The 11,912-nt window shown below is 73.4% G+C and carries 9 protein-coding genes; 3 read left to right on the top strand and 6 right to left on the bottom strand.

The window, feature by feature from the left end; genetic code table 11:
• Nucleotides 1-8: 8 nt before the first annotated feature.
• Both ACWG52_RS32635 and ACWG52_RS32640 read left to right on the top strand, forming a co-directional pair.
• Nucleotides 9-1,199, top strand: coding sequence for an acyl-CoA dehydrogenase family protein (locus ACWG52_RS32635; RefSeq protein ID WP_389807145.1), 1,191 nt, complete (start codon nucleotides 9-11; stop codon nucleotides 1,197-1,199).
• Entirely contained in the window at nucleotides 1,196-2,341 is a 1,146-nt protein-coding gene (locus tag ACWG52_RS32640; protein ID WP_389807144.1) for an acyl-CoA dehydrogenase family protein, read from the top strand. Before ACWG52_RS32635 ends, ACWG52_RS32640 begins: the two co-directional genes overlap by 4 nt.
• Before the next feature lie 66 nt (nucleotides 2,342-2,407).
• Here the strand turns inward: ACWG52_RS32640 and ACWG52_RS32645 are convergent, their stop codons facing one another.
• From ACWG52_RS32645 to ACWG52_RS32670, 6 genes are all read right to left on the bottom strand, one after another.
• The gene (locus ACWG52_RS32645) at nucleotides 2,408-2,989 is read right to left on the bottom strand and encodes a GNAT family N-acetyltransferase (RefSeq protein ID WP_030713495.1); all 582 of its coding nucleotides are present in this window, start codon (nucleotides 2,987-2,989) and stop codon (nucleotides 2,408-2,410) included.
• Nucleotides 2,990-3,015: 26 nt separating this feature from the next.
• On the bottom strand, nucleotides 3,016-4,086 hold the full coding sequence (locus tag ACWG52_RS32650; RefSeq protein WP_453126701.1) for a threonine aldolase family protein: 1,071 nt from the start codon (nucleotides 4,084-4,086) through the stop codon (nucleotides 3,016-3,018).
• Nucleotides 4,083-4,772 carry a DUF2461 domain-containing protein gene (locus ACWG52_RS32655; RefSeq protein WP_389807142.1) on the bottom strand — a complete coding sequence of 230 codons (690 nt, stop codon included), beginning with the start codon at nucleotides 4,770-4,772 and terminating at the stop codon, nucleotides 4,083-4,085. The genes ACWG52_RS32650 and ACWG52_RS32655 overlap by 4 nt, the downstream gene beginning before the upstream one ends.
• Nucleotides 4,769-6,169, bottom strand: a complete 1,401-nt coding sequence (locus tag ACWG52_RS32660; RefSeq protein WP_389807141.1) for a serine hydroxymethyltransferase — start codon at nucleotides 6,167-6,169, stop codon at nucleotides 4,769-4,771. The genes ACWG52_RS32655 and ACWG52_RS32660 overlap by 4 nt, the downstream gene beginning before the upstream one ends.
• 54 nt (nucleotides 6,170-6,223) lie before the next feature.
• A complete protein-coding gene (locus ACWG52_RS32665) occupies nucleotides 6,224-9,502 on the bottom strand; it encodes a non-ribosomal peptide synthetase (RefSeq protein WP_453126704.1) in 3,279 nt (1,092 codons plus the stop codon).
• Nucleotides 9,503-9,593: 91 nt separating this feature from the next.
• Nucleotides 9,594-11,462 (bottom strand): BTAD domain-containing putative transcriptional regulator, encoded by a 1,869-nt coding sequence (locus tag ACWG52_RS32670; protein ID WP_453126706.1) that lies wholly within the window; start codon nucleotides 11,460-11,462, stop codon nucleotides 9,594-9,596.
• Nucleotides 11,463-11,662: 200 nt separating this feature from the next.
• Here ACWG52_RS32670 and ACWG52_RS32675 point away from each other — a divergent pair, with 200 nt between their 5' ends.
• On the top strand, nucleotides 11,663-11,884 hold the full coding sequence (locus ACWG52_RS32675) for a hypothetical protein (RefSeq protein ID WP_033214179.1): 222 nt from the start codon (nucleotides 11,663-11,665) through the stop codon (nucleotides 11,882-11,884).
• Nucleotides 11,885-11,912 lie beyond the last annotated feature (28 nt).

Consider the following 11,912-nt stretch of genomic DNA (forward strand, 5'->3'; position numbering starts at 1 on the left):
AGTTGCCCGTGCTCACCACCGAGTTCTACCGCGCGCCCGCGGACTGCGGGCTCGTACGGAGCGGAGCCGACGTGCCCCGCACCCCCATGCGGGCCCTGCGCGAGGACATCCACGACATCCTGGTCTCGGCCCCCGTGGCCGAGGCCCGGCGCACCCGTGACCCCCGGCCCATCCACCGGGCCCTGGGCGAGCGGGGCCTCCTCGCGCCCCAGTGGCCCGAGGAGTACGGCGGCCGCGGCATCAGCCAGGTCGCGGCCGCCGTACTGGTCGAGGAACTGGCCATGCACGACGTCCCCGACCTGCTGCACACCCTCACCGTGCAGATCGTCGGATCCACCCTGCTCAACGTCGCGAGCCCGGCGATGAAGGCCCGACACCTGCCGGGCTTCGCGGCCGGCACCGCCTTCGGCTGCGTGCTGTTCAGCGAACCGCAGGCCGGATCCGACCTCAACATCCTCTCCACCCGGGCCGTGTCCGACGGCAAGGGCGGCTACAAGCTGTACGGCACCAAGGTCCACTCGCTCTTCGCCCGGCTCGCCGACTACGGACTGTGCCTGGCCCGCGGCGAGGACGACGCCTTCAGCCTGTTCCTCGTCCCGCTGGCCCAGCCGGGCGTCACCATCCGGCAGATCCCGGGCATGGGCGACGACGCCTTCCACGAGGTCACCCTCGACGGGGTGGCCGTGACCGCCGACGACGTGGTCGGCGAGACCGGCCAGGGCTGGGCCATCGTGGTCAAGACCCTCGCCTTCGAGCGCACCGGACTCGACTACTACGTCAAGGCGCTGCGCTGGTACCGGGCCGCCGTGGAACGGCTGGAGGCCCACACCGACCGGCTGGAGGCCGGCCAGCACGACCAGATCGGCCTGGCCAAGCTCAACGCCCGGCTGCTCGCGGCGGGCACGCTGGTCCGCCGCGTCCTCACCCGCCTCGACCGGGGCGAACTCAACGAGGACGAGGCCGCCGCCGCCAAGTGGTACACCACCGAGCTCGCCGCCGAGGTGGCCTGGTGGGCCGCGGAACTCGACGGCGACCGCAGCATGACCCTCGACGACCCCGAGGTCGACGGGGTGGCACACCCACTCGACGCGGCGTTGCGCGAAGCCCCGGGGATGCGGATATCGGGCGGCACCGCCGAAATGATGCTGGAGACGCTGGCCCGGCTGCGTCTCGACTCAGGGGCGGAGGTACGGCCGTGACGACACAGGCGGTAGGCGGGAACGGTACGGGCGCTCAGAGCGCGGCGGCGTCCGAGCGCTGGCGGGAGCGGGAGGACGAGGACTCCCTCTTCCGGCAGCTCCGGCTCACCGTGCGGCAGGGGCTGGAGGTCGACGGGGACACGCCCGCCGGCGCCTGGGAGGCGCTGACCCAGGTCGGGGCCTGGGAGTTCGCCCTGCCCATCGGCCACGACGGCCTCGACCTCGGCCAGGCCGTCGTCGCCATGGTGTGCGAGGAGGCGGGCAACGCGACGCAGCCCCTCCCGCTCACCGACACCCTCCTCGCCCTGGACCTGATCTCCGGCCTCGGCCCGCTCGCCCCCGAAGCCGCCGACGCCGTCCTGGACCAGGTCCGCACCGGGGAACTGGCACTGGCCGTGCCGGGCCGGCTGCCCGATCCGCGCGGCACCGTACCGCCGGGCATCAGCTGGAAATCCGACCCGGACACCGGCGCCGTCGTCCTCACCGGCACCGGCGGCCCCTTCGCCGCCGGCGTCGCCCCGGGCGCGCTGCTGGTCCTGGCCGACGGCCCCGACGGGCCGTGCGTGGCACTCGTACGCCTGCCCACCGAGGGCGTCCAGGTCCGCCCGCTGCGCGACCACGGTGGGGGAGCCGTCGCCGGTGCCGTCTTCGACGAGGTACGGCTGCCCGCCGAGGCGGTGCTGCTGAGCGGCCTGGCCGCCGAACAGGCCCTCGCCCGCGTGGGCCTGCGCGCGGCCGTCCACCAGGCCTCGCTGCTGGCCGGGATCACGGCGGCCGCCCTGACCGCGGTCGTCTCCCGCATCCGCGGCCGGCAGCAGTTCGGCCAGGCCCTGGTCAAGCACCAGGGTCCCCGGCTGCGCGTGGCAGGCCTGTTGGCCCGCCTCGACGCCGTGCGCTGGGCCGTCGGGGACGCGGCCCGGGACCTCGACGAGGACCGGCTCAGCGCGGGGGAGGCCGCCGGGCTGATCGCCCTCACCGCGGAGACCACTCTCGACGTGACCCGTGACGCGGTCCACCTGCACGGCGCCTCGGGCCTGGTCCGGGACGGCCTGGTGGCGGGCTGCTACCGGCGCGCGGCCTGGGAGGCCATGCGCTGCGGGCGTCCCGCCCACCTCTGGGACATCGCGGCGCACACGCCCTGACCGGCGCCCGCACGAGGGAAGGGGCCCCCGCACAGCGGGAGCCCCTTCCCCGTACCACGAGGACCGTCAGACCAGGTCGCGGCGCATGACCCAGCGGTGGCGCTTGTCGCTCTTGGCCTCGGTGCGGTGGACCCGGCGGAAGCCCGCCCGCTCGAACATGTCCATCGTCCCGACATAGGCGAGGGTCGGATTCACCCGACCGCCCTCCGGATCCACCGGATACCCCTCGACGGCGGGCGCACCGTGGGCGCGCGCGTGCTCGACGGCCCCCTCCAACAGGCCGGAGGCGACCCCCTTGCCACGGAAGTCCTTGCGCACGACGAAGCAGGTCACCGACCACACGGGCAGATCGTCCACCGGTGTGATCGTCTTCGAGGAGGTCAGTCGGTCGAGCTGCCGGCGCGGCGCCACGTTGCACCAGCCGGCCACCTCGCCGTCCAGGAACCCGAGGACCCCGGGCGGCGGATCGGCCTTCTCCATGAGGCCGCGCAGGTGCTCGCCCCGCTCGTCCGCCGTGAGCCGCCCGTAGTCGCCGGTGGACAGCCGCCACGCCATGCACCAGCACGTGTGCGCGCTCTTCTTCGGCTGGAGCACCTGGCGGATGTCGTCCCACAGATCCGCCGTGGCGGGCCGTACTTCTAAACTCATGCTGCTACTTCGCTCTCTTCCGCTACTTACGAGCGTCCCGTGGCCGCGGTGTCCCGCGTCCCGGTGACGACATCGGTCATCACGGCGGTCAGCACCCCGAGGGCCCGCCGACACGCCTGTCGTCCTGCGTCCAGATGAGTGACCAGCCGGACCGTCTCCGGGCCCGGCGCGGTCACCAGTACTCCTTCCTTGGCGGCCCGTGCGACGACCTCGTCGGCGCCGGGAACCTCGATGAGGACGATGTTGGTCTCCGGCGGGCGCACGGTGAACCCGGCGTCCCGCAGCCCCGCCGCCAGCAGCGCGGCATTGGCGTGGTCCTCGGCGATCCGCTCCACGTGGTGGTCCAGTGCGTACAGACCCGCAGCCGCCAGAATGCCCGACTGGCGCATGCCGCCGCCCAGGCCGTGCCGCAACTTCCGGGCCCGCGGCAGCTGTTCGGCCGCCAGCAGGAGCACCGAGCCGACGGGCGCGCCCAGCCCCTTCGACAGGCACACGGCCAGCGAGTCGGCCGTTCGCCCGTACGCGTGCGCCGAGGTGCCCGTCGCGGCCATCGCGTTCCAGATCCGGGCCCCGTCCATGTGGACCGCCAGGCCCGCGCCGGACGCCAGTTCGCGTACGGCGCGCAGGGTGTCCAGGGGGTGGACCGTACCACCGGCCCGGGTGTGGGTCTGCTCGACCTCCACCGCCCGGGTGCCGAGCGTGTACGGGTTCCCCCGCCGGACCACGCCGGCCAGCAGGGCCGCGGTGACCACCCCCCGCTCGGCCGTCACCGTACGCGTCTGGATCCCGCCGTAGCGGGCCGGGGAGGCCTCCTCGTGCGCCAGGATGTGCGCCTCCGCGTCGCACACCAGCTCCTCGCCGGGACCGACGAGGAGCTGGAGGGCGATCTGGTTGGCCATCACCCCGGACGGGGTGAACAGCGCCCCGGAGAAGCCGAAGAGCCCGGCGAGCCGGTCCTCCAACGCGCGGACGGTCGGGTCCTCCCCGAACAGGTCGTCGCCGACCTCGGCCGCGGCCATCGCGGCCCGCATCCCGGCACCCGGCCGGGTCACCGTGTCGCTGCGCAGATCGACGGTCTCGAAACTCCCGATGCTCATGACGGTACGTCAACTCCTCGCTCGCGGGGCTGTGGGGTGAGTTCGCGGGCCGCCACCCAGTCCAACAACGGGCGCACCAGCTGCCAGGTCTCCCGCACCAGCTCCCCGGCGCGCGCCGTGTGCAGCCCGGCGTCCGGACCGAAGCGCCGGCCCGCGTCGATCTTGCGGTGGCGCAGCAGCCCCAGCCGCGGGTGGTCCGCCGGGACCCCCCGCGGCCGGGACTTGAGCCGATCGCCGCCCAGGGCGAACCCCCGGGCCTCCAGCCGGCCCACGACCCGGGCCAGCTCCGCGCCGCCGTCCTCCTCCTCGACGGCGGCGCGGTACCGGGCGACCTCGGCCCCGGCGTAGGGGTACCAGCGCCCGGAGGCGTAGAGGCCGTGCCGGTCCAGGTGCACCCACAGGCCCAGGCAGGGCAGCAGATCCAGATAGGCGCCCTGGTAGGTCTTGTACGGGGACTTGTCGTGGGACATCCGGGTGTCCCGGACCGGACCGAGCACCCGCACCCCGGCCGGCCCGGCCCACTCCTCGAAGAACGTGCCCAGTTCAGCGGCCAGCTCGTCCATCGGCGCACGTACGTCACGCTCGTACCGCTCGCGGTGGCGCAACCGCCACGCCTCCTTGTCGTTGTCGGCCGCGAGGTCCTCGTACAGGCGCAGTGCCGAGGGCGGGAAGCCGCTGAACGTCACGGCAGATACCCCGGCAGGGGGTGGGCGGCGCACAGCTCGGAGACCCGGGTACGCACCCGGTCGCGCAGCGCGTCGGGCAGTACGCCGCCCTGCGCGCGCAGCGCCACCAGGACATCGGCGACCAGGTCGGCGCACTCGGCGGCCACCGCGTGGTCCATCCCGCGCGCGGCCAGCGTGTTGGTGCCGAGCCGCAGTCCACCGGTCACCCGGACCGGTGTGGTGTCGCCGGGGACCCGATTGCGGTTGACGACGATCCCGCAGGACTCCAGGGCCTGCTCGGCGACATCCCCGGTGACCCCGGTGCCGCGCAGGTCCAGCAGCACCATGTGGGTGTCCGTACCGCCGGTGACCAGCCGGAACCCCCGGTCCGACAGGCGCCCGGCGATCGCCTGCGCGCCGTCGGCGAGCCGCTTGGCGAGCTCGGCGAAGTCGGGGCTCGCCACGAAGTCCAGGGCGCGCGCCTTGGCCGCCACCGACGCCAGGTCGGGCGTGCCCTGGGTGAAGGGGAACACGGCCCGGCGCAGGGTCGCCGCCAGCGTGCCGCGCTCCGGCCCGGCCTTACGGGCCTCCCGGCCGAGCAGGATCAGCCCGCCGCGCGGGCCGTACAGCTGCTTGTAGGTGCTGGTGGTGGTCACGTGGGCATGGTCGACGGGGCTCTGGTGGAGGCCGGCCGCGACCAGTCCCGCGATGTGCGAGATGTCCGCCAGGAGATAGGCGTTGGCCTCGTCCGCGATCTCCCGGAACCGGGCGAAGTCGATGCTGCGCGGGTACGCGCTCGCCCCGCACACGATCAGCTTCGGGCGGTGCTCCAGGGCCAGTTCACGGATCTGGTCGTAGTCGAGCAGCCCGTCCGGGGTCACCCGGTAGCCGTGGGCCCGGTAGTAGCGGCCGGTCACCGAGGCGGGGGAGCCGTGGGTGAGGTGTCCACCGCAGTCCAGGTCCAGCCCGAGCAGGGAGTCACCGGGGTTCAGCAGCGCCGTGATCACGGCGAGGTTGGCGGAGGAACCGGAGTGCGGCTGCACGATCGCGTCCTCGGCCCCGAACGCCGCGCACGCCCGCTCGATCGCGAGGCGCTCGATCTCGTCGGCGACCCCGCATCCGGCGTGGTAGCGGTTCCCGGGGAAGCCCTCGGCGGTCAGGTTGCCGAGCGCGCTGCCCTCGCACGCCAGGACGGAGGGATCCGCGACGCTGGACGCCGCGACCATCATCAGGGTGTCGCGCTGGCGCGCCGACTCCCGGGCCAGCAGGTCGTACAGGACGGAATCGCGCTCTCTCAGCCGGGTGTTGGCGTGCGCCGCGAAATCGACCAGGTCGGGCGCGGGCGCCTGCGGCGCGCCGCCCCGGAACCCGTCCTCGTCCAGCGGATCGGTGACGGGCGCGGGCAGGGTGAGGCTCATGACTGTCCCCTCTCGGAATCGTCCGTGATGGCCGTGCTGAACCGGCTCGTGTCCTCAGCCGTCCGCATCGGCGGTGTCCGTCTCGTCGGCGTCCAGCTCACCGAAGGCCTCGGCCGCCGCGACCGCCTCCGCGCCGTGCTGCTCGTCCGCGGCGATCTTCTCGGCCAGCTCGCGGATCAGCGGGTTCTGGAACACGGTCTTCACCGGCACCGGCACCCCCAGCAGTTCCTTGAGCAGACCGGCCAGCCGGGTACCGCTGAGCGAATCGCCGCCCAGGCTGAAGAAGTTGTCACCGGGCGCCACCCCGTCCAGGCCGAGGATGTCGGCGACCGCCGCGCACAGCACGAGCTCCAGCGCACTGCCCGACCCGTCCCCGGCGTCCCGTACGGCCGCCTCGTCGGCGGACTGCTGCCGCCCGGCGGAGGAGGCCAGCAGCAGCCGGTCGACCTTCCCGTTGCGGGTCAGCGGCAGCTCCGGCAGCACGGTGAGCGCGGCCGGCACCATGTAGCCGGGGAGCTGCGCGGCGAGGCGTTCCAGCACCGGCCCGGCCGCGTCCTCGTCGGCCACGACGAAGGCGTGCAGCCGCCGCACCCCGTGGGCGCTGGCCGGGGCCACCACCACGGCCGCCTCGACCGCGGCGTCCTGGCGCAGCACGGCCTCGATCTCGCCGAGCTCGATCCGGTGGCCCTGGATCTTCACCTGGAAGTCGTCCCGGCCCAGGATCTCGATGCTGCCGTCCGGCAGGTACCGGCCCAGGTCGCCGGTCAGATAGGCGCGTTCGCCGCTCTCCGGGAGGTGCACGAAGCGGTTCGCGGTGCGTTCGGCGTCGTTCCAGTAGCCGAGCGCGAGCCCGACGTCACTGGCCACGGCCATCTCGCCGACCACTCCGAGCGGGCGCTCGTAGGCGGCCGCGTCGACGATGTAGTAGCGCTGGTTGGTGATCGGCTTGCCGTACGGGATGCTCGTCCAGGACGGGTCGACCTCGCCGATCGGCTGGAACAACGACCAGCAGATCGTCTCGGTCGGACCGCCCGAACCCACCACCTCGATCCGGGGGCTCTGCGCCCGCAGCCGGTCCGGCAGCGTCAGCGGGATCCAGTCCCCGGAGAGCACGGACAGCCGCAGGGACTCCAGCGGCCGGTCGCCGCCGCGCCGCTCGCGCACCTCGGCCTCGCCCACCAGCAGCTCCATCAGGACGGGCACGGAGTTCCACAGGGTGACCTGCTCCGCCCGCACCAGATCCGCCCACACATCGGGCTCGGCGTGCTCGAACGGTGGCGGCAGCACCACGGTCCCGCCCTGCGTCAGCACCCCGAACACGTCGTAGATCGAGGCGTCGAAGTGCAGCCCGGAGATGGCCAGCAGCCGGTCCCGCGCACCGACCTCGAAGCGGGTCGCGACATCGCGGATCAGGTTGACCACGCCGATGTGGTCGACCATCACGCCCTTGGGCTCACCCGTGGACCCCGAGGTGAAGATGGTGTAGGCGAGGTCCGCCGGGGTCTGCGCGGTCTCGGGCCGCGTCGCGTTCCCGGACTCGAAGTCCTTGTCGACCCGGTAGCGGCGGGCCGTGGGCGGCCAGCTGATCCGGGAGTCCAGCCAGGACTGGGTGAGGATCCGGTCCACCTTGGCCTCGGTGAGCAGACGGCGCAGCCGCTCCGCCGGCACGGACGGATCCAGCGGCAGATAGGCGGCGCCCGAGGCGAGGATCCCGTACACCGCGGCGTACTGCTCCCAGCCCTTCTCCATCACCACGGCGACCAGCTCGCCCGGAGCCGCCCCGTGCTCCCGCAGCGTCTGCCCGATCCGCCAGGCGTACGAGGCCAGTTCGGCGTAGCTCAGGCGCCGGCCGGAGGCGTCCACCACGGCCTCGGCGTCGGGCGTGCGCTCCACCTGCCGGGCGAACAGCTCGTGCAAGGTGGTGTACGGGATCTGCCCGGCGGTGTCGTTGACCTGGCGGCGCAGCGTCCGCTCGGCCGCCGGGACCAGGTCGAAGCGCCCGGTACGCAGGGCCTCCGGGTCCCGCGTGAGCCGCTCCAGCAGGTCCACGTACACGCCGAAGGCGGCGTCGATGAAGCCGGGCGCGAACGCCCCGTCGACGAAGTCCCAGATGACGCGCAGCTCACCGGCCAGTTCGCGCAGCTGTACGTCGAGCGAGACCTGCGGGGTCTGCGAGATCGAGTACACCTCCCGGCCCAGGTCCGTGACGGGCCTGCGCACCGGGTAGTCGAGGAGGCTGGTCACCACCACCGGCATGCCGGCCTGAGCGCCCACCCCGTGCAGCCGGGTCAGCTCGCGCAGCACCCGGACGCCGTTGAAGGAGCCGTGCTCCGCGTCGCGGGCGAGCTGGTCGCGCAGCGCGTGCGCGCGGTCCAGGAAGGTGGCGCCCGACCCGTCGGCGGCGAGCATCACGGCATTGGTGAAGTCACCGAGGACGCCGGTGATGTCCGGGTGCACCGCCGGACGCTGGAAGATCGGGTAGTTGATGGTGAAGTCCGACTCCTCCGCCCAGCACCGGACCACCTCGGCGAAGGCGGCGGTGAGCAGGACCGACGGTGTCAGCCCCGCCTCGTGCGCCCGCGCCGAGAAGCGCTGCCATTCGGTGGGGGACAGCCGGTGCTCGCGCCGGTCGAAGCGCACCTCGCGCCCGGTGTCGGTGGAGCCGCCCGTGGGCAGCGAGGGGGCCGGCGGCAGGGTGGGGACGCGCTCCACCCAGTAGTCGCGGGCGGCCCGGAAGGCCTCGGTGTGCGGCAGGGCGTCGGCGCGCCAGCGGGCGTACTCGGCGAAGCTGATCCCGGGCTCCGGGAGTTCGACGTCCGGGTTCTCGTACAGGTCGACGAGCTCGGGGAAGAGCACCTGGAAGGCGCTGGAGGCGTCCAGCACCTGCAGGTCGATCCCGAGGTGGACGCGGCTCAGGTTCCCGGGACCGCCCAGCCGGATGATCCGCAGGTCGAACAGCGGCCAGCTGCCCACCGGGAAGACCACGTGGCTCATCTCGGCGCGCAGCTCGGCGAGCCGCTCCCGCGAGGCGTCGGCGGACAGCTCGCTCAGGTCCACGACCGGTATGTCGAAGGGCAGGGGGTCGGCCGGCACCCACTGGGTGCCGTCGGTGCGGCCGATCGCGCGGAGCATGTCGTGGCGGGCGACCACCTTGCGCCAGGCGGCGGCGAAGCGTTCCGGGTCGAGGTCCGCACGCTCCCACTCGAAGTATCCGTAGCAGCCGATACCGCCCAGCTCGACTGCTTCACCTCGCCCGATCATCAGTGCCTGCTGCGTCTCGGTCATCGGGAAGGACGCGGCACTGTCCGCGCGAGCGGGCAGGAGCTCGGTCATGGTCCAACTCCATTCGGTGTCACGGGCCGTCGGCTGGTGCGTGCCCGGGGTGGGTACGGGCCGGAGCGCCCTGCTGCGGGGCAGGGCGAGGCTAGGGGCGGTGAGTTAGCCGCCGGTTATGTTCCGTGCGGGCGGCGGTCCCTCGGCCGGGCGCGGCCCCCTCGCCCAGGGAGAGCGCGAAGAGCCGTACGAGCGGGTGGAACAGGTAGCAGGGCTGGCCCCGCTCGTCCGCGCCGCTGACCTCCAGCAGGGCCGCGTCGGCCAGCGCCTCCAGCAGCCGCTCCGCCTCGACCTCCGGCAGGCTCAGCGACACCGCCGCCTCCGCGGCCGGGAACGGCTGCGGACCCAGCGCGGCCAGCGCCGGGAACACGGAACGCACCTCCGCGTCCAGCGCCCGCCAGGACGGCAGCAGCGAGCTGTGCACGTCCAGATCGCCCGAGTGCAGCTCCCGCAGCCGGGTCACGGGATCCGCCAACCGGCCGGCCAGCCGGTCCGGGGTGGAGTGCGGCCGGGCGGCGATCCGGGTCCCGACGATCCGCAGGGCCAGCGGCAGACCGGCGCAGTGCTCGACGATCGAGGACGCCGCACCGGGTGCCGAGGCCACCCGGGCCGGACCGGCCGCCGCCGAGAGCAGCTCCAGCGAGTCCCGGGGGGCCAGGGGGGCGAGGGCCACGGTGTGCGCCCCGGCCACGGTGGGCAGGGCCGTCCGCCCGGTGACCAGGACCGCGGGCTCCGGGGTGTTGGGCAGCAGCGGACCCAACTGGGCGGCCCCGGAGGCGTTGTCCAGCACGATCAGCAGCTGCTTGCCCCGGGTCCGCTCCCGGTAGAGCCGGACCAGCTGGTCCTGGTCGTCGGCGGCCGGTACGTCGTCCATCGGGCCCAGTGCGCGCAGCAGCCCGCGCAGCACCCGGGTGGGGTGCCGGGGCGTGCCGTCGGGCGCCCGCAGGTCGGCGTACAACTGCCCGTCGGGGAAGTGGCGTCGGCAGCGGTGGGCCGCGTGGACGGCCAGGGCGGTCTTGCCGAGCCCGGCCATCCCGGTCACCAGCACCCGGCGGGGCCGCCCGGTGCTCTGCGCGTCGGGGGCCAGGGCACGGCACAGCAGCTCCAGTTCGGGCTCCCGACCGGTGAAGTCGACGGTGTCGGGCGGCAGCATGGCCGGGGCGCCGTCCGCGCGGCCGGCCGCGACCCGACGGGGACCGGCCGGCACGGCCGCGGTGCGCGGCCGGCGGTCCAGCGTGCCCTCCAGCAGCGCCCGGTAGGTGGCCTGGAGCTCCTCGCCCGGGTTCACCCCCAGCTCGTCGGCGAGCACCGTGCGACCGTGGTGGTAGAGGTGGATGGCGTCCGCCTGCCGCCCCGACCGGCACAGTGCGGTCATCAGCTGGCACCGGATGCGCTCGCGCAACGGGAACTCGGCGACCAGGCCGGTCAGTTCACCGGTGATCTGCTCGTGCCGGCCCAGTGCGAGATCCGCCGCGATGCGGTGCTCCAGGGTGACGGCACGAGCCTCGGTGAGCCGCGGCGCCTCGGCGTCGGCCAGGTATTCGGTGGCGTTGGCGAAGGGCGTCCCGTTCCACCGGGCCAGGGCGCGGCGCAGCAGCTCACCTGCCTTTTCGAAGTCCTCGGCGATCAGCGCCTCGCGGCCGCCGAGCGCCAGCTTCTCGAATTCGTTCAGGTCGAGCGTCGCATTACCGATGCTCATGGCATATCCGGGCGGTCGACGATCGATCAGAACATCGTCGCCGAGAATCTTGCGCAAGCGGGAAACATAGGTGTAGAGCTGTGCGCTGACGGTGGCCGGTGGAGCCCAGCCCCACAGCAGCCGGCACAGCCGTTCGTCGGAGATCACCTCTTCACGGGCCACGAGGAGCGCCGCGAGCACGGTGTGCAGCTTCGCCCCGGACAACGCGACCCGGCGACCGTCCCGCCGTACCTCGACCGGTCCGAGCACTCGGAATTCCATGTACCGCCCCATCCGTGATTCATGGAGAAGAATCTCTGAACGAAGCTAGTGGAGTGCGTTGTCTCCTCGATATCGTGTCGATTTCGAGGGCGGTCCGGGTCACGAAATCGATGGAACACAGAAGGAAAAGGAGGCGTCCCTACTGTTCCATTCATGCCGCAGCGAGCGGCAGTGATGCTCCACCGAGAGGGGATTCCCAGATGCGCAGCACGCGGACGGCGAAGACGGCGAACACCACGGCGGCGGCCTGCCTGGTCGTTCTTGCGGGGATGTTCGTCGGCACGGGGGCAGCGTCGACCGTCCTGGCGGACACGCACACCACCACGCAGGCGGACGGCGACATGCCCTGGGGCGTCGTCAAGCCGGTGGACCCCCCGCGCCACGGCTCCGCCGGCAAGCACGGCGACATGCCCTGGGGCTGACCCGCCCCCGCCCGCCCCCGCCCGCCCG

Source organism: Streptomyces sp. CLCI03, from assembly GCF_053615355.1.

What these genes read in the sequence shown, in the direction of transcription:
- ACWG52_RS32650 (WP_453126701.1), bottom strand. Translation starts at nt 4,086, where the DNA reads ATGAGCATCGGGAGTTTCGAGACCGTCGATCTGCGCAGCGACACGGTG.
- ACWG52_RS32670 (WP_453126706.1), bottom strand. Translation starts at nt 11,462, where the DNA reads ATGGAATTCCGAGTGCTCGGACCGGTCGAGGTACGGCGGGACGGTCGC.
- ACWG52_RS32665 (WP_453126704.1), bottom strand. Translation starts at nt 9,502, where the DNA reads ATGACCGAGCTCCTGCCCGCTCGCGCGGACAGTGCCGCGTCCTTCCCG.
- ACWG52_RS32660 (WP_389807141.1), bottom strand. Translation starts at nt 6,169, where the DNA reads ATGAGCCTCACCCTGCCCGCGCCCGTCACCGATCCGCTGGACGAGGAC.
- ACWG52_RS32675 (WP_033214179.1), top strand. Translation starts at nt 11,663, where the DNA reads ATGCGCAGCACGCGGACGGCGAAGACGGCGAACACCACGGCGGCGGCC.
- ACWG52_RS32645 (WP_030713495.1), bottom strand. Translation starts at nt 2,989, where the DNA reads ATGAGTTTAGAAGTACGGCCCGCCACGGCGGATCTGTGGGACGACATC.